Consider the following 17,807-nt stretch of genomic DNA (forward strand, 5'->3'; position numbering starts at 1 on the left):
CCGCGCGAGGCGCGGGCGATGTTTGGTGCGTGAGGCCGATGCGGCGTCCCCGAACCGGGACCGCCTGCGTTAGATCACGTTGCGCTCAAGCAGGGGACGATTGGCGAGGACGCGCTCATAGCCGAGTTCGGACAGATCGAGCGTGCGGTAGCCGCCATGGACGATCAACTCGGCCAGGCCGCGGCCGATGGCTGGCGCCTGCTGCAGCCCGTGGCCGGAGAAGCCGTTGCAGAGATAGAAGTTCTTGAACCCGCCCGCCTGTCCGACGATGGCGTTATGGTCGAGCAGGCACATGTCATAGGGCCCGGACCAAGCACGGCCGGGCTTGATCGCCTCGAAAGCCGGGACGCGATGGGCGAGCGCGGGCCAGATGAATTCCTCGAAGAAGGAATGATCGATCTCCTGGCTTGCCGGATCCTCGTCGAACCAGTCGGGATCGAGATCGGCTTCCGGCGAGGCGCCGCAGATGAAATGCCCCTCCCCTTCAGGCCGCACATAGGCGCCCGAGGTATCGATGAGCAGCGGGCAGTTCTCGACTGGTCCCTTGCACGAAAACGTGAAGACGTAGCGGCGCTTGGCCTGGACGGGAATGTCGAGCCCGGCCATGGCGGCAATCGCCCGCCCGCCGGAGCCGGCGCAGTTGATGAGCGTGCCGCAGGCGATCCGCGTGCCATCCTTCAGACGCACCGCGACGATGGTGCCGCCGTCACGCTCGATCTCGGCCACTTCGCCTTTCACGTATTGCGCGCCGAGCGAACGCGCCTTCTTGCGGAAGGCCTGGAGCAGGCCCCAGCCGTCGAACCAGCCCTCGCCCGAGCGGCCCCAGGTGCCGGCGGCGAGATCCTCCACATTGAGCCAGGGGAAGCGCTCCTTCAGCGCCGCGGGCTCCATATAAAGAATGTCGGCGCCCTCGGCGGCCTGGAGCGCGTGGTTCTCTGCCAGGATCGGCGCACCGGCCTCCGAGGCACAATAGAGATAGCCGCCCTCCCTCAGCCCGATCTCCGGCCGCTCGCCATCGACGGCGAGACGATCGCCGATGCTGCGCAGGAACTCGATGCCATAAAGCGAGATGCGGATGTTCACCGCGCTCGAATATTGCTGCCGGATCGAAGCCGCCGATAGGGCCGAGGCGGAGAGCTGATAGGTCGGATCCTTCTCGATGACGACGACGCGTCCCTTGAAGCCGGAATCGGCGAGCAGGTGATAGGCTGTGGAGGAACCCATGACGGCGCCGCCCACGATCACGACATCGGCTGAGGAGGAAGCTGCAGAGGTCATCGTTCGAATTTCGTTGAGAGGATGATGGAGGATTGCGTGCGCTCCACGCCTTCGAGCGCACCGATCTTGTCGATGGCGGCATCGAGGGAGGGAACATCCTCAGCCTCTACCACCGCCAGAAGATCGAAGACACCCGCGACCGAATGAAGCGCGCGCATTTCTGGCATGCGCTGCAGCGCGGAGACAACGCCGCCCGACGCCTTGGGTGCGACGACGATGGTCACATGCGCCCGCACCATGCGACTCGTGACCTCCTCGGCGAGACGCAAGGTATAGCCGGCAATCACGCCCCGGCGTTCCAGGCTCTCGACCCGCGCCTGGACTGTGGTGCGGGAGAGTTTTAAGCGCCGCGCGGCCTCCGCATGGCCGATGCGGGCATTCTCCCGCAGGAGCCCAATCAGGGCACGATCCGTGGCATCCAACATCACTATGACCAGTTATTTCGGCAATCTGCCGAAAACTACTCGGCTTTTCGTCAAGCTGTCTATGGCGTCTTGCAGGGCTTTGCCCTTTTCTTAGAGGATCACAGGGAGATTTTTATGCATTCGATCCTCGTCATCGGCGCCGGCAAGATCGGTTCCACCATTGTCGACATGCTTCACGAGACCGGCGATTACGCCGTCACCGTCGCGGATTCCTCCGCCGAGGCGCTCGAAGCGGTCGCCAAGGATGGCGTCAGGACGATCCAGCTCGACTTCAGTGACGCGGTCGCCCTGCAGAATGCTCTCAAGGGCCATTATGCCGTGCTCAGCGCCGCGCCCTATCATCTGACCGGCCATGTGGCGAAGGCCGCGCGCCTGACGGACGTCAACTATTTCGACCTGACCGAGGATGTGGCCACCACCCGCATGGTGAAGGAACTGTCCGAGGGCGCCACCGCCGCCTTCATCCCGCAATGCGGCCTCGCGCCGGGATTCATCTCCATTGTCGCCCATGACATCGCGAGCCGCTTCGACAAGCTCGATACGGTGCGTCTGCGCGTCGGCGCCCTGCCGCAATATCCGTCGAACGCCCTGTCCTACAACCTCACCTGGAGCACGGACGGCGTCATCAACGAATATATCGAGCGCTGCGAGGCCGTGGTCGACGGTACCCTGCGCGAGGTTCCGGCCATGGAAGAGCTGGAGGAATTCTCCCTCGACGGCACGCGCTACGAGGCCTTCAACACCTCCGGCGGCCTTGGCACCCTGTGCGAAACGCTGGAAGGCAAGGTGCGCAATCTGAACTACAAGACCATCCGCTATCCCGGCCATTGCGCCCTGATGCGTGTGCTTCTCAACGATCTGCAGCTGCGCAACCGCCGCGAGGTTCTCAAGGACATCCTGGAGAACGCCGTTCCGGCTACCATGCAGGACATGGTCATCGTCTTTGTCACCGTGACCGGCGAGCGCGGCGGCCGCTACGTACAGGAAACCTATGCCCGCAGCGTCTACGGCCAGAATGTCGCCGGCGTTCAGCGCACCGCGATTCAGGTCACCACCGCCGCCGGCATCTGCGCCATGCTCGACCTGCTGGTTGCGGGCAAGCTGCCGAAACAGGGTTTCGTGCGCCAGGAGGAGATCGGCCTCGACACCTTCCTCGCCAACCGCTTCGGCCGCGTCTATGCCGGCGAGCGCCTGGACGAGGGCCACGAACCGGCCGTGAAGAACATCCGCCTCGACGCGGTGGCATGACAGGCGCATTGTGCGGAAAAGTGGCCCCGGTTTTCCGCACCGAACAATGCGCCCACCAAAAAATGAGCATCGGGTAAATCCCAAAAGTGGCGCCCACTTTTGGGCCCGATGCTCGGGGACTAATGCCCCCGCTTCCGATCAAGCGGGGGCATTCCAGGTTCTTGACGAATTGGCATGACCCTATTCGGGAAAAGCAGTTCCCAGGCTTCCCGGTCATGCATTAAGACGGTGGCATGAAAGCCGCCGTCGTTTCGTTTCAACGGCAAACGAGGGTGGCGGGGTTCTATGAGCCTCGAGCCCGCATCCAGGGAGAACTACCATGACCGCGAGCCTGAAACCCGTATCCTCCGCGCCCGCTTCCGTTGCGGATGAGGCCCGTGCCATTCTCGCGCGCCTCGGCGTGCCGGAGAGCGCCTTCGCCTCGGGTGGCCGCCCGGCCCGCTCGCCGATCACCGGCGAAGTGATCGCCCATGTGCGCGAGACCACGCCGGACGAGGCCAAGGCTGCCATCGGCCGGGCCGATGCCGCCTTCAAGGCCTGGCGCAAGATCCCGGCGCCGAAGCGCGGCGAGTTCGTCCGTTTGCTCGGCGAAGAGCTGCGCGCTACCAAGGACGATCTCGGCCGTCTCGTCACGCTGGAAGCCGGCAAGATCGTCTCGGAAGGCCTCGGCGAGGTGCAGGAGATGATCGATATCTGCGATTTCGCCGTCGGTCTGTCCCGTCAGCTTTACGGCCTGACCATCGCCACCGAGCGCGCCGATCACCGCATGATGGAAACCTGGCATCCGCTCGGCGTCTGCGGCGTGATCTCGGCCTTCAACTTTCCGGTGGCCGTGTGGTCCTGGAATGCGGCGCTCGCCCTCGTGTGCGGTGATTCCGTGGTGTGGAAGCCCTCCGAGAAGACCCTGCTGACCGCGCTTGCCACGCATGCCATCGTCGAGCGTGCCGCCAAGCGCTTCGGCGGCGTGCCGGAAGGCCTCTGCGAGGTGCTGCTTGGCGGCCGCGAGGTCGGCGAGATTCTCGTCGAGGATCACCGCGTGCCGGTTCTCTCCGCCACCGGCTCCACCGCGATGGGCCGTCAGGTCGGGCCGAAGCTGGCCGAGCGCTTTGCTCGCGCGATCCTGGAGCTCGGTGGCAACAACGCCGCCATCGTGGCGCCCTCGGCCGATCTCGATCTCGCGCTTCGCGGCATCGCCTTCGCGGCCATGGGCACGGCCGGTCAGCGCTGCACGACTTTGCGCCGTCTCTTCGTGCATGAGAGTGTCTACGATCAGCTCGTGCCGCGCCTGAGACAAGTCTATGGCAGCGTGAAGATCGGCGATCCGCGTAGCGAGGGCACGCTCGTCGGCCCGCTGATCGACAAGGCAGCCTTCGACGGCATGGAGCGCGCTCTCGATGAGGCCCGCGCGGCCGGCGGCAAGGTGCATGGCGGCGGACGCTACACGGATGTTGCGAACGAGGGAATTTACGTGCGCCCGGCGCTCGTCGAGATGCCGAGCCAGACCGGCCCGGTGACCCGCGAGACCTTCGCGCCGATCCTCTACGTGATGCGCTATTCGGATTTCGACGAGGTAATCGCGCTGCACAATGCCGTCGGCGCCGGTCTCTCCTCCTCGATCTTCACGCTCAACCTGCGCGAGGCGGAAGCCTTCGTGTCGGCGGCGGGTTCGGACTGCGGCATCGCCAACGTCAATATCGGCCCCTCGGGCGCCGAGATCGGCGGAGCCTTCGGTGGCGAGAAGGAAACCGGTGGCGGACGCGAGTCCGGCTCGGATGCCTGGAAGGCCTATATGCGCCGCGCCACCAACACGATCAATTACGGCAATACGCTTCCGCTCGCCCAGGGCGTGAAGTTCGACGTCGACGCCTGATCGTCGTAAAAACACAACGGAGGGCAGAAATGCCCTCCGTTTTGCTATCGGCCCTCTTAAACATCGCGAGCCTTCCATGACAGCGCCCTCCCGCACCGGCGGACAGATTCTTGTCGATCAGCTGACTCTGCACGGGGTCGATCACATCTTCTGCGTTCCGGGCGAGAGTTATCTGGCAGCGTTGGATGCGCTGCATGACGCCAACATCAACATCACGGTCTGCCGCCAGGAAGGCGGCGCCGCGATGATGGCGGAGGCCTATGGCAAGCTCACCGGCCGCCCCGGCATCTGCTTCGTCACCCGCGGTCCCGGCGCGACCAATGCCTCGCCCGGCATTCACATCGCGAAGCAGGATTCGACGCCGATGATTCTCTTCGTCGGCCAGATCGAGCGCGGCATGCGCGAGCGCGAGGCGTTTCAGGAACTCGATTACCGCGCCGCCTTCGGCCCGCTCGCCAAATGGGCGACGGAGGTGGACGATCCCGCGCGCTTCCCCGAGATCGTCTCGCGCGCCTTCCACGTCGCGACATCGGGCCGTCCCGGCCCCGTCGTGATTGCACTGCCGGAAGACGTGCTGACGGAGATGGCGGAAGTAGCCGATGCGCCGCGCTATCAGGTCATCGAGACCCATCCGGGCCTCACGCAGATGGCGGAGCTGCAAAAACTTCTGCACGGCGCGAAGAAGCCCATAGCACTTCTCGGCGGCAGCCGCTGGTCGGAGGTTGCTGTGCAGCGCTTCGTGCGCTTCGCCGAGCGCTTCGAGCTGCCGGTCGCCTGCACCTTCCGCCGCCAGATGCTGTTTCCCGCCGACCATGCATCCTACATCGGCGATCTCGGGCTCGGCGTGAACCCGAAGCTTTTGGCGCGCATCAAGGAAGCGGATCTCGTCCTGCTCGTCGGCGGGCGTCTCTCCGAGGTTCCGAGCCAAGCCTATACGCTGCTCGACATTCCCGCTGCCAAGCAGACGCTCGTGCATATCCATCCCGACCCGAGCGAGCTCGGACGGGTCTATTCCCCGCATCTCGCCATCAACGCTTCGCCCATCGCTTTCACGGCCGCTTTGGAAGGCGTACATCCGCCGGCCTCGCTGCCCTGGAGCGAGAGCACGAAGACGGCACATGCGGATTATCTGGCCTGGAGCGATCCGAGCGCCATTCGCACCAGCGGCGGCCTGCAGATGGGCGAGGTGATGGCTCACTTACGCAAGGTGATGCCGTCCGACACGATCTTCTGCAACGGCGCCGGCAATTTCGCGACCTGGATCCACCGCTTCTGGCCCTTCCGCGAATACGGCACGCAGTTGGCGCCGACCTCTGGCTCCATGGGCTATGGTGTACCGGCAGCAGTGGGCGCGAAGCGCATTCAGCCCGACAGCCCCGTGGTGGTGTTTGCCGGCGACGGCGATTTCCTCATGAACGGGCAGGAATTCGCCACCGCCGTGCAATACGACCTGCCGATCCTCGTGATCCTGCTCGACAACGGCATGTACGGCACGATCCGCATGCATCAGGAGCGCGAATATCCCGGGCGCGTTTCGGCGACGATGCTGAAGAACCCGGATTTCGCCGCCTACGCCAAGGCCTTCGGCGGCTATGGCGAGCGGGTGACGAACACGGAAGAATTCGCGCCCGCGCTGCAGCGGGCGCTCACCTCCAGCAAGCCGGCGATCCTGCATTGCATCATCGATCCGGAAGTGATCACGCCGACCATGTCGCTCACGGCGATCCGCGAGAAGGCGCTGGCGGGGAAGAAGTGATACTGCGCTGACAGCGTGTCATCCCGGACGAGCAAAGCGAGATCCGGGATCGTTGTCAGAATAAGGCACTGTCATTCCGGGGCCGCGCAGCGGAGTCCGACCCAAAGGGCCGCGCCAGAGGCGTGGAAATCCATAAACACGCTGTGTCCAGGAAGAGCGCTGTCGTATCCGCTCGCCACATTCTGCAAGGTTAGCGGATATGGATTCCCGCCTTCGCGGGAATGACAGTGGAGGTTCGAGCGACTTATTCTGCACGCGATCCCGGATCGGCTGACGCCGTCCGGGATGACAATGCGGCTGATTTACGCCGCAGCGAATGCCTCATTCGCGGGTTTGAGCTTGATCAGAGCCGTACCTGCGTCGAAGCCATCAAGCAGGCCGTTGTGGTGCTCCACGATCTGCTCGACCGTGAACGTCTCCGTATCCGCCGTCGTGTGAGCATCCGCGACAAGCGTCACGTCGTAGCCAAGGCTCACCGCACGCCGGCAGGTCGTGTCGACGCAATACTGCGTCATCAGCCCGGCGACCACGAGATGGCTGATCCCGCGCTCGGACAAAACGGATTGCAGATCCGTCTCATAGAACGAATCGCAGGCCGTCTTGCTCACGACGATGTCATCGGCTGTCCGACCGAGATCGTCGCAGATTTCCCATCCCGGCGTGCCTGTCTCCAGACGATGCCCGGGCTCACCGGCGTGCTGCACGAAGACGATCGGAGCACCCTGACGCCGGGCTTCGCCCACAAGATCGAAAATTCTGCCGCGCACCTCGTCGAAGCGCTGCCTCACGGCAGGGCGCTTCGCACCGTTGGCGGGAAGAATCCCCGCCTGCACGTCGATAATAACGAGAGCCTTCGACATATCGATCAGGCCGCCTTCGCTTCCTCAAGCCGCCGCGCCACGAGCGTACGGAGCGAGCGCAGATCCTTCACGAAGGAGCGGATGCCCTCGGCGAGTTTTTCCGTCGCCATCGCGTCCTCGTTCAGTGCGAAGCGGAAGGTCTTCTCGTCGAGGCGCGGCAGAGGCTGGATCTTCTCCACATTGTCGGGCGAGAGCTTGCGCGGCAGCTCGCCTTCGGCCTTCGCCAGCTCGTCGATGAGTGCCGGCGAGATGGTGAGGCGGTCGCAGCCGGCGAGCGCTTCGATCTCGCCGATGTTGCGGAAGGAGGCGCCCATCACGACAGTCTTGATGCCTTGTGCCTTGTAGGACGCGTAGATGTTGCGCACCGAGATCACGCCGGGATCAGTCTCGCCCGTATAGGGCCCGCCGCCTGCCTTCACGTGCCAGTCGAGGATGCGGCCGACGAACGGCGAGATCAGGAACGCGCCCGCCTCCGCACAAGCCTGGGCCTGCACCTGGCTGAACAGGAGCGTGAGATTGCAGTCGATGCCTTCCTTCTGGAGAATCTCCGCCGCGCGGATGCCCTCCCAGGTCGAGGCGATCTTGATCAGGACCTTCTCGCGCCCGACGCCGCGCTCCTCATAGTCCCCGATAATCGTCCGCGCGGTCTTCACCGTCGCTTCCGTGTCGAAGGAGAGATCGGCGTCGACCTCCGTCGACACGCGGCCCGGCACGATGCCGGCAAGCTCGGTGCCGAAGGCGACCGCGAGCCGGTCGGAGATCGCCGCCACCACACCCTCGCGGGAGCCACCCTGCTTGCGGCCCCAGGCCAGAGCCTCCTCGAGGAGGTCCCCGTAGGCAGGGATCTCGACGGCCTTCAAGAGCAGGGTCGGGTTGGTGGTGCAGTCCTGGGGTTTCAGGCGGCGCACCGCGTCGAGGTCGCCGGTATCGGCGACGACGACCGTCATGGCACGCAATTGGTCGAGCTTGGAGGGCATCGGGGATCTCCGTGGGTTGTCCTTTTGATTTGACTTAGTCCCATAACAAGGCGGCGTGAAGGGCAAAGCGTCGAATGCGGCTTTGTTGTCATTCCCGGCCGCGGAGCGCAGCGGAGGGGAAGGGAATTCACGCATATGCTCAGTCAGCGCTATGGATCCCCTTCCCTCGCCTCCGGCTCGCCGGGGATGATCCGAAACACTAAACAAAAAGGCCCCGATTGGCCCGCACCCGGCTCAGGATGAAGGAATAGACCTCCTCCACCCGGCGTAAGGAGCGCACATCGGCGTGGGTCACGAGCCAGTAGGTGCGAAGATACGATACGTCGGGAAGCACGACCTGAAGCTCCGGGAACTGGCGCACGGCGTAATCGTGCAGGATGCCGATGCCGACACCCGCCCGCACGGCTTCCGCCTGAGCCATCACGCTGGCGCATTCGAACCGGCGGGCCGTGTATTTCTCAAGGCCCGAGAAATAATCGAGCACCGGGCTGTAGAGCAGGTCCGCCACATAGGTCACGAGAGTCTTGCCGGAGAGGTCCGACAGCTCGCTCACCGGGCCGTGCCGCTTGAGATAATCCTGCGAAGCATAGAGCCGGAGACGGTAATCCGTGAGCTTGCGCGAGACGAGCCGCCCTTCGGTCGGCTGCTCCAGGGTCACGGCGATGTCGGCCTCGCGCTTGGAGAGCGAGAAGGTGCGCGGTAACGCCACGAGCTGCAGGGTCAATCCGGGATGCCGCTCGGCCAGAGCCCCGAGTTCAGGCGCGAGAAAGTAGGTACCGATGCCGTCCGGCGCGCCGATGCGCACGGTACCCGAGAGCGCGAGATCGGCGCCGCCGAGTTCGCTGGCTACCGCGAGCGCCTGGGTTTCCATGCTCTCCGCGTGCTTCAGGAGCCGCTCGCCCTGTTCCGTCAGGGTGTAGCCTTGCGGGCTGCGCTCGAACAGCTTGGCCTTGAGCGCCGCCTCCAGGGCCGAGATGCGGCGGGAGACGGTGGTGTGGTCCGCCTCCAGCTGGCGCGCGGCGGCGGTGAGGCGGCCGGCGCGGGCGACGGCCAGGAAAAAGCGGAGATCGTCCCAGTCGAATGCGCTCATGCCATCTCCCCGTCGTATTGGTATTTTCGCACAACGGTGCTTTGGTTTCACCCATAGTCGTGCGATTTCAACAATGATAGAAGAGGACCACGAAAAACACTCTTGAGGAGGAGACAGACGCCATGCGCGAGGTCGGACATTTCATCGGCGGCAAGCAGGTTCCCGGCAAGTCGGGCCGCACCACCGAATTCTTCCAGCCCATGACCGGCGAGGTTCTCGGCCGGGTGGCGCTGGCCTCCAAGGACGAGCTGCGTCAGGCAGTCGAGAACGCCAAGGCCGCGCAGCCGGCTTGGGCGGCCACCAACCCGCAGCGCCGCGCCCGCGTGATGATGAAGTTCCTCGAACTCATCGCCAAGGAAACCGATACCCTCGCCGACATGCTCGCCCGCGAGCACGGCAAGACCATCCCTGACGCCAAGGGCGATATCCAGCGCGGCGTCGAGGTCGCCGAGTTCTGCACCGGCATTCCGCACCTCCTGAAGGGCGAGTTCACGGAAGGCGCCGGCCCCGGCATCGACATGTATTCGATCCGCCAGCCTCTCGGTGTGGTCGCCGGCATCACGCCGTTCAACTTCCCGGCCATGATCCCGCTGTGGAAGCTGTCGCCGGCCATCGCCTGTGGCAATGCCTTCATCCTGAAACCCTCCGAGCGCGATCCGGGCGTGCCGATGCGCCTCGCCGAGATCATGATGGAGGCGGGCCTTCCCGCCGGCATCCTCAACGTGGTCAACGGCGACAAGGAAGTGGTGGACGCGATCCTCGACGATCCGGACATCAAGGCGGTGGGCTTCGTCGGCTCCTCGCCGATCGCGCAATATGTCTATTCCCGCGCCACGGCGCATGGGAAGCGCGCGCAGTGCTTCGGCGGCGCCAAGAACCACATGATCATCATGCCCGATGCTGATCTCGATCAGGCGGCCGATGCGCTCATCGGCGCCGGCTACGGCTCGGCGGGCGAGCGCTGCATGGCGGTCTCGGTGGCGGTCCCTGTCGGCAAGGCGACGGCCGATGCGCTCATGGACAAGCTGATCCCGCGCGTCGAGAGCCTTAAAGTGGGCCCCTCCACCGATCCTTCCGCCGATTTCGGCCCCATGATCACCAGGGCGCATATGGAGAAGGTGCGTTCCTATGTCGATCTCGGCGTGCAGGAAGGCGCCAAGCTCGTGGTCGATGGCCGTGACTTCAAGATGCAGGGCTACGAGAACGGCTTCTACATGGGCGGCTGCCTCTTTGATGAGGTCACGTCCGACATGCGCATCTACAAGGAAGAAATTTTTGGGCCCGTCCTCTCGGTCGTGCGCGCCAAGAACTATGACGAAGCGTTGCGCCTGCCCTCCGAGCACGAATATGGCAACGGCGTTGCGATCTACACCCGCGACGGCGACGCCGCCCGCGATTTCGCCTCCCGCGTGAATGTCGGCATGGTCGGCGTGAACGTGCCGATCCCGGTGCCGCTCGCCTATTACACCTTCGGCGGCTGGAAGGCCTCGGGCTTCGGCGATCTCAACCAGCACGGCCCGGACGCGGTCCGCTTCTACACGAAGACGAAGACCGTCACCTCCCGCTGGCCGTCCGGCATCAAGGAAGGCGCGGAATTCTCCATTCCGACGATGAAGTAAGCGAAGGTAATGATGGCCGGGGGCTTGCTCCCGGCCATTTTGTTTTTCGGAGCCGCATCTTTTTGAGGGCGACTTGAGACCACTTCGCCGAAAGATGCTCTAGATCCAAAGTCGGGGTGCACAATCGCCCCTGCCGTGACGATTTAGGCCCATGACCCAATTCTCCCTCACAGACGATCAAATCGCCGTCCGCGACATGGCGCTGGCCTTCGCGGCGGACAATCTCGCCCCTTACGCTCTTGAATGGGACGAGAAGAAGCATTTTCCCGTGGATGTGATGCGCGAGGCGGCAGGCCTCGGCATGGCGGCGATCTACACCCGCGACGATGTCGGCGGATCGGGCATGACGCGGCTCGACGCGGCGCTGATCTTCGAGGCGCTCGCCACCGGTTGCCCGGCCGTCTCGGCCTATCTCTCGATCCACAACATGGCGACCTGGATGATCGACCGCTACGGCTCGGAGGAGCAGCGGCAACGCTACATCCCGCGTCTCGTCACCATGGAACTGATCGCGAGCTACTGCCTGACCGAGCCGGGCTCGGGCTCGGATGCGGCGGCGCTCAAGACGAAAGCCGTGCGCGACGGCGATCATTACATCGTCAACGGCGTGAAGCAGTTCATCTCGGGCGCCGGCACCTCCGACATCTACGTGACCATGGTCCGCACCGGCGAGGACGGTCCATCCGGCATCTCGACTCTCGTGATCGAGAAGGACATGAAGGGCGTGTCCTTCGGCGCGCAGGAGAAGAAGATGGGCTGGAATGCACAGCCCACCGCCGCCGTGATCTTCGAGGACGTGCGCGTGCCCGTCGCCAACCGGCTCTCGGATGAGGGCATGGGCTTCAAGATCGCCATGTCGGGCCTCGACGGCGGGCGCATCAATATCGGCGCCTGTTCGCTCGGCGGCGCGCAGGCCGCCCTCGACAAGGCGCTGGCTTATGCGAATGACCGCAAGGCCTTCGGCAAGCGCATCGCGGATTTCCAGGCGCTGCAGTTCAAGCTCGCCGACATGGCGACCGAACTCGAAGCGGCGCGCACCTTCCTGTGGCGTGCGGCCGCCGCGCTCGATGAAAAGGCGCTCGATGCCACGAAGCTCTGCGCCATGGCGAAGCGCATGGCGACCGATGTGGGCTTCCAGGTGGCGAACGACGCGCTGCAACTCCACGGCGGCTACGGCTATCTCGCCGATTACGGTGTCGAGAAGATCGTGCGCGACCTGCGGGTGCACCAGATTCTCGAAGGCACCAACGAGATCATGCGCCTGATCGTGGCGCGCGATCTGGTGGGACGCGGCAACCGATGATCTTACGATCGCTCGGCCTCGGTTTTGGCCTGACGGCGGTCATCTTCGTGCTGTTCTGGTTGGCAGGGCCCTGGTTCTTTCTGGATGGACGTCGGCCGTTTCAGGTCAATTTCGCCGCCGGAGCCCTCCTCGGCCTGCTGCTGGGCCTGTGGATCGACCACATCCTGCGCGTGCCGAGGAAAGCGGCGGTTCACGTCATGGGGCTCGTCGCCATTCCCGGCATGCTGATCATGGCCGCCATCGGCTCGCATTTCGCGGTCTTCTTCCCGCGCCTCGATCCGGCCCTCGACAAGGTTTTCGGCTCGCTGATGCTCTGGTTCTACGGCTTTTCCCTGGCGGGATCGCTCTGGAAGGCGCGTAACGCGTGACGGACGCTTTCATCGAACCATCAAACGACAACACGGGAGGATTCTCATGACCAACATCGCCTTTATCGGCCTCGGCAACATGGGTGGCCCGATGGCCGCCAACCTCGTGAAGGCCAGCCACAGCGTCACTGGCTTCGACCTGTCGCCCGCCTCCTGCGATCAGGCTCGCAGCGATGGTGCAAGCATCGCCGGATCCACGGCGGATGCTGTGCGGGACGCCGAGATCGTCATCACCATGCTGCCGGCCGGAAAGCATGTGCTCTCGGTCTGGACCGACATCCTGCCCTCCGTGAAGGAAGGCACGCTTCTCATCGATTGTTCCACCATCGATGTGGAGAGCGCCCGCAAGGCGCATGCCATGGCGCGCGAGCAGGGCCGCAACCTCGCGAGCCTCGACGCGCCAGTCTCCGGCGGCGTCGGTGGGGCGAAGGGTGCGACGCTCACCTTCATGGCGGGCGGCGCCAAACCGGCCTTCGACAGGGCGGAGCCGATCCTGTCCAAGATGGGCAAGAAGGTCGTGCATTGCGGCGAGGCCGGCGCGGGCCAGGCGGCGAAGATCTGTAACAACATGATCCTCGGCATCTCGATGATCGGCGTGGCAGAGGCCTTCGTGCTCGGCGAGAAACTCGGGCTCTCGCATCAGGCGCTGTTCGACGTCGCCTCCACCTCGTCGGGCCAGTGCTGGTCGCTCACCACCTATTGCCCGGTGCCCGGCCCCGTGCCGGCCTCGCCGGCCAATAACGGCTACAAGCCGGGCTTCGCGGCCGCCCTGATGCTGAAAGACTTGAAGCTTGCGCAGGAAGCCGCGCTCGCCTCGGGCGCCTCGACGCCTCTGGGCGCCGAGGCAGCTCAGCTCTATGCCCTGTTCGCCAATGCCGGGCACGACGGCGACGATTTCTCCGGCATCATCAACTTCATCCGAGGACAGAAGGGCTGATCGAGACGGGCGGGAGGATGGCGCTCCAGCGAGTTCCGCTCTTCGCGCAGGCGCAAAGGATGGGGTGTGTTGCATCGCACCTACAGCTTTTCGCGCCTGCGTCCATTACGCTTTCTCCGTCTGAACGCTCAACCGCCGATTGCCCGCCTCCATGACCCGCTCCGTCTCTCAAACGGTCAATCCTTCAGCCGATGCCGCCGCCATGCTGCGGCGCCTCGGCTTCGCGATCCTGTTCTTCGCCGTGCCTCTGGCAGCCTTGTTCACGCGGCGCGCGCTCGTGGTGATGGCGCCCCTCGCGGTCATTCTCCTCGTTCTCGCCTCGGTGCTCGACGGGAGCGCACGGCATGCATGGGACAAGCTCACGGCGCTTGCCACCTCTCCCGGCGGGATCGCGGGACTGGTTCTGCTGTTCTGGGCCGGGCTGTCCCTGGTCTGGACGCCGTTTCTGCCCCAGGCCTCCGAGCGGCTTCTCAACATCACCGGCATGATCCTTATGGGCTTGGGCGGCTATCTCGCCGTGCCTGAGCGGATGCGCTCGGCCAATCTTTATCTCCTCCCTATAGGCGTCGGTCTCGCGGCCCTGATCGCCATTCCCCTGGCGCTCACCGGTGGCAGCCGCTTCGACCCGGAGGGCCTGAGCCTGGAGCGCGGCATGCTCATGCTCGTCCTGCTGCTCTGGCCGGCCATCGCCTGGCTCCATTCGCGCGGACGCAACCTCGAAGCTATCGGCCTGGCGCTCGCCGTTGCCGTCTGCTCCCTGCTCACGCGCGACGGTCTGCCTCTCTACGGTTTGGCCGCAGGCGCCGTCGTCTTCGTCATCACGGCGTGGAATCCGATCTTCGGCTCCCGCGTGACCGGCTTCGTGATGGCGGGCCTCCTGCTGTTCGCGCCGATCCTGCCCTTCATCCTGAAGCCGCTGGCGACCACCTTGCTCGGAGCCAAGGCACCGGCAACGGTCAGCCTCGACATCTGGCGTCAGATCATTCTCAACGAGCCGCTGCGGCTTCTGACCGGACACGGCCTGGAAACCGCCCTCCGCGGCCGCTTCTACGGCCTGGTTCCACCAAACGCACCCTCTACCCTGCTGTTCGAGGTCTGGTACGAACTCGGGCTGGTGGGTGCCGTGGCGGGAAGCGTTCTCCTCTATCAGGTGGTGGTCGGGGCAAAGAGCCATCGCGCCACCGTGGCTCCGGGCATCATGGCCGCGTTCGCCTGCACCTATGCCCTGGGCTGCCTCGGCATCGGCACCGCGCAGGTCTGGTGGTTCACGGCCCTCGTGGTTCTGGTGCTGATCTTCGTCGCCATCGAGCGCGGACAGTTCCGCACGAAGCGACCGAAGGCGATTCTGCGCCGCACGATCTGACCACTCACGTATCCTCCTGGAGAAGGATTGACGGGGAGGCCCTGCCTCTGCTTGGCTGGCACCTTCCGGATTCTTAAACCCGAGGAACGTTCATGCCGATCATCAACCGCGTCGCCGATCTTGCCGACGAAATCACCGCCTGGCGCCGCGACTTCCATGAAAACCCCGAGCTCCTGTTCGACGTGCATCGCACGGCCGGCATCGTGGCCGAGAAGCTCAAGAGCTTCGGCTGCGACGAGGTCGTGACCGGCCTCGGTCGGACCGGCGTTGTCGGCGTGATCAAGGGCCGCTCCAACAATTCCAACAAGGTGATCGGCCTGCGCGCCGACATGGACGCGCTGCCCATCGAGGAAGCGACGAACGTTCCCCACAAGTCCAAGGTGCCCGGCAAGATGCATGCCTGCGGCCATGACGGCCACACGGCGATGCTGCTCGGGGCTGCGAAATATCTGGCCGAGACGCGCAATTTCGACGGCACGGCGGTCGTGATCTTCCAGCCGGCCGAGGAAGGCGGCGGCGGCGGCAACGAAATGGTGAAGGACGGCCTGATGGAGCGCTTCGGCGTGCAGGAGGTCTACGGCATGCACAACATGCCGGGCGTCCCCGTAGGCCAGTTCGCCATCCGGCCCGGCGCCATGATGGCGGCCGCCGATCGCTTTACCATCACCATCGAAGGCAAGGGCGGCCATGCGGCGCGTCCGCATGACTGCATCGATCCGGTGGTCATCTCGGCCCATGTGATCACGGCCCTGCAGACCATCGCTTCGCGCAGCGCCGATCCACTCGATTCGGTGGTCGTCTCGGTCTGCACCGTGAAAGCGGGCGAGGCCTTCAATGTCATTCCGCAGACGGCCATGCTGCTCGGCACCGTGCGTACTCTTTCTCCGGACGTGCGCGACCTCGCCGAGACGCGCATTCGCGCCATCGTCGAGAATGTCTGCGCCGCCTTCGGGGCCAAGGCGGAGGTCGATTACGACCGCGGCTATCCGGTGACCATGAACGATCCCGACAAGACCGAGTTCATGGCAAACGTCGCCCGTGCGGTTGCCGGCGAGAACGCCGTCGACACGACGGTGCTTCCGCTCATGGGCGCGGAGGATTTCTCCTACATGCTGGAGCAGCGCCCCGGCGCCTACATCTTCCTCGGCAACGGCGACACGGCCGGCGTCCACCACCCGGCCTACGACTTCAACGACGAGGCGAGCCCCTACGGCGTCTCGCTCTGGGCGAAGATCGTCGAGACCGGCATGCCGACGCGCTAAAACAAAGGCTGGCCTCTAGAGCATCGGGCCCAAAAGTGGAGGGCACTTTTGGGATCAATCCGATGCTCCTTCTTTGATGAGCGCATCGTTGGGTACAGAAAACCGGGTCCACTTTTCACTGGCGTGGCCCTTCGGGTCGCTGACGCGGCCCTCTGGGTCCGCACGATGCGCTAACGGGGCCAGCCTTCCTGCATTCCAGGGATTGATCGGAACTGCCGATGAACGGAGGGCTCAATCCTTGTTCGAGCAGGCGAGCATGCCCTCGAGATCGATATAGTGCCCGGCGCGATCGCGCTTGGCGGCGAGGTAGCTGACATTCTCCGCCGTGGGACGGCCCAGCACGCGATGATCGGAGATCACCTCGAGGCCGGCTTTGGCCAAAGCCGCAATCTTTTCCGGGTTGTTGGTCATGAGGCGGACCTTGCTCACGCCCAGTTCCTGCAGCATCACGGCCGCGAAATCGAAGCGGCGCTGATCGGCCTCGAAGCCCAGAACCTCGTCGGCGTCATAGGTGTCGTAGCCCTGCGACTGGAGCTTGTAGGCCCGGATCTTGTTGGCGATGCCGTTCCCGCGTCCTTCCTGGTCGAGATAGAGCAGGATGCCGCCCTCGGCTTGCGCCATGAAGCGCACGGTCTCGCGCAGCTGGTCGCCGCAATCGCATTTCAGGCTGCCGAAGAGATCGCCGGTCAGGCACGCCGAATGCAGCCGCACGGTCACGGGCTTGGAGAAATCCGGCTTGCCGACCACGATCGCCACCTGATCGCGCAGGCCCTCGCCACCGCGGAACACCACGAACTCGCTGGTGGGCGCGCCTTCCAGCGGCACCGGCGCCCGGCTGACGATCTTCAGGTCGGCCGCCTTGGCGCGCCGATAGCCGCGAATGGCCTCTCCGGAAACCCGCACGAGCGACGAATCGATCTCGACGCCCTTCGTCAGCGGCACGACAATCACGGCCGGCAGAACGAGCGACAGGCGGGCCAGTTCCAGAGCCTCCCCGTCCAGCGTATCGGTGGGCCGGACCGGCGCATCGATGCGGCTATCGACCTTGAGGGCCAGAGCCTCCACGCGGCTGCGGTCCACCACGGGCAGAGCCACCCGGCCGGGGACCTCGCGCTCGAGGCCGAGCCGGCGGAGCCTTGCCGCCGGCAGGACGAGATAGGCGTGACCTCCCGCGATGGCCTCGATTTCGGTGCTCATGGCCTCGCCCAGATCCTCGACACCGACCACGAGCGCGCTGCCCTCCGCCCCGTCGATCACCACGGGACGGGCGCTGCGGAACTCCATGATCGCCCGCTCGACCGAAGTCGTGGCGGGATTGTCGGACAGGCTCAAGGTCAGGCGCATCATCGAAAACTCAAGAAAAACGGCCTCAAATCCGGCGAGAAGGGGGTTGTTTGAGGGTCATTTGCCCCTGAAGCCACGCTTCAGGACGCCTTCACCCTATCACAGGC

General features: G+C 64.7%; 15 protein-coding genes. 9 read left to right on the top strand and 6 right to left on the bottom strand.

Features of this window, described 5'->3' with window-relative positions; all coding sequences use genetic code 11:
* Nucleotides 1–69: 69 nt before the first annotated feature.
* Together JO965_RS24635 and JO965_RS24640 are read right to left on the bottom strand one after the other, a co-directional pair.
* Nucleotides 70–1,278 (bottom strand): FAD-binding oxidoreductase, encoded by a 1,209-nt coding sequence (locus tag JO965_RS24635; RefSeq protein WP_203441556.1) that lies wholly within the window; start codon nt 1,276–1,278, stop codon nt 70–72.
* Complete coding sequence (locus JO965_RS24640) at nt 1,275–1,703, bottom strand: Lrp/AsnC family transcriptional regulator (protein WP_203441557.1); 429 nt, start codon at nt 1,701–1,703, stop codon at nt 1,275–1,277. Before JO965_RS24640 ends, JO965_RS24635 begins: the two co-directional genes overlap by 4 nt.
* 114 nt (nt 1,704–1,817) lie before the next feature.
* Here JO965_RS24640 and JO965_RS24645 point away from each other — a divergent pair, with 114 nt between their 5' ends.
* From JO965_RS24645 to JO965_RS24655, 3 genes are all read left to right on the top strand, one after another.
* Nucleotides 1,818–2,951, top strand: a complete 1,134-nt coding sequence (locus JO965_RS24645; RefSeq protein WP_203441558.1) for a saccharopine dehydrogenase family protein — start codon at nt 1,818–1,820, stop codon at nt 2,949–2,951.
* A 319-nt stretch (nt 2,952–3,270) separates the two neighbouring features.
* Nucleotides 3,271–4,821, top strand: a complete 1,551-nt coding sequence (locus JO965_RS24650) for an aldehyde dehydrogenase family protein (RefSeq protein ID WP_203441559.1) — start codon at nt 3,271–3,273, stop codon at nt 4,819–4,821.
* A gap of 76 nt (nt 4,822–4,897) precedes the next feature.
* Nucleotides 4,898–6,577, top strand: coding sequence for a thiamine pyrophosphate-binding protein (locus JO965_RS24655; RefSeq protein WP_203441560.1), 1,680 nt, complete (start codon nt 4,898–4,900; stop codon nt 6,575–6,577).
* A gap of 302 nt (nt 6,578–6,879) precedes the next feature.
* Here the strand turns inward: JO965_RS24655 and JO965_RS24660 are convergent, their stop codons facing one another.
* From JO965_RS24660 to JO965_RS24670, 3 genes are all read right to left on the bottom strand, one after another.
* On the bottom strand, nt 6,880–7,437 hold the full coding sequence (locus JO965_RS24660) for a cysteine hydrolase family protein (RefSeq protein ID WP_203441561.1): 558 nt from the start codon (nt 7,435–7,437) through the stop codon (nt 6,880–6,882).
* A 5-nt stretch (nt 7,438–7,442) separates the two neighbouring features.
* Nucleotides 7,443–8,414: a transaldolase gene (gene tal, locus JO965_RS24665; RefSeq protein ID WP_203441562.1), complete on the bottom strand. Its 972-nt coding sequence runs from the start codon at nt 8,412–8,414 to the stop codon at nt 7,443–7,445.
* 199 nt (nt 8,415–8,613) lie between these two features.
* Nucleotides 8,614–9,504 carry a LysR family transcriptional regulator gene (locus JO965_RS24670; RefSeq protein WP_203441563.1) on the bottom strand — a complete coding sequence of 297 codons (891 nt, stop codon included), beginning with the start codon at nt 9,502–9,504 and terminating at the stop codon, nt 8,614–8,616.
* A gap of 122 nt (nt 9,505–9,626) precedes the next feature.
* Here JO965_RS24670 and JO965_RS24675 point away from each other — a divergent pair, with 122 nt between their 5' ends.
* The 6 genes from JO965_RS24675 (at nt 9,627) to JO965_RS24700 (ending at nt 16,356) form a co-directional block, all read left to right on the top strand.
* Nucleotides 9,627–11,123: a CoA-acylating methylmalonate-semialdehyde dehydrogenase gene (locus JO965_RS24675; protein ID WP_203441564.1), complete on the top strand. Its 1,497-nt coding sequence runs from the start codon at nt 9,627–9,629 to the stop codon at nt 11,121–11,123.
* A 151-nt stretch (nt 11,124–11,274) separates the two neighbouring features.
* Nucleotides 11,275–12,426 (top strand): isobutyryl-CoA dehydrogenase, encoded by a 1,152-nt coding sequence (locus tag JO965_RS24680; RefSeq protein ID WP_203441565.1) that lies wholly within the window; start codon nt 11,275–11,277, stop codon nt 12,424–12,426.
* A complete protein-coding gene (locus JO965_RS24685; protein WP_203441566.1) occupies nt 12,423–12,794 on the top strand; it encodes a DUF5367 family protein in 372 nt (123 codons plus the stop codon). Before JO965_RS24680 ends, JO965_RS24685 begins: the two co-directional genes overlap by 4 nt.
* A 46-nt stretch (nt 12,795–12,840) precedes the next feature.
* The gene (gene mmsB, locus JO965_RS24690; protein ID WP_203441567.1) at nt 12,841–13,731 is read left to right on the top strand and encodes a 3-hydroxyisobutyrate dehydrogenase; all 891 of its coding nucleotides are present in this window, start codon (nt 12,841–12,843) and stop codon (nt 13,729–13,731) included.
* A 151-nt stretch (nt 13,732–13,882) separates the two neighbouring features.
* Nucleotides 13,883–15,094: a peptide ABC transporter permease gene (locus JO965_RS24695; RefSeq protein WP_203441568.1), complete on the top strand. Its 1,212-nt coding sequence runs from the start codon at nt 13,883–13,885 to the stop codon at nt 15,092–15,094.
* 92 nt (nt 15,095–15,186) lie between these two features.
* Nucleotides 15,187–16,356, top strand: a complete 1,170-nt coding sequence (locus JO965_RS24700) for a M20 aminoacylase family protein (RefSeq protein WP_203441569.1) — start codon at nt 15,187–15,189, stop codon at nt 16,354–16,356.
* A gap of 231 nt (nt 16,357–16,587) precedes the next feature.
* Here JO965_RS24700 and ribA read toward each other — a convergent pair whose 3' ends face one another.
* Nucleotides 16,588–17,700, bottom strand: coding sequence for a GTP cyclohydrolase II RibA (ribA, locus tag JO965_RS24705; protein ID WP_203444343.1), 1,113 nt, complete (start codon nt 17,698–17,700; stop codon nt 16,588–16,590).
* Between the last annotated feature and the right edge of the window lie 107 nt (nt 17,701–17,807).

Source organism: Microvirga sp. VF16, from assembly GCF_016864375.1.
Classification (GTDB): domain Bacteria; phylum Pseudomonadota; class Alphaproteobacteria; order Rhizobiales; family Beijerinckiaceae; genus Microvirga.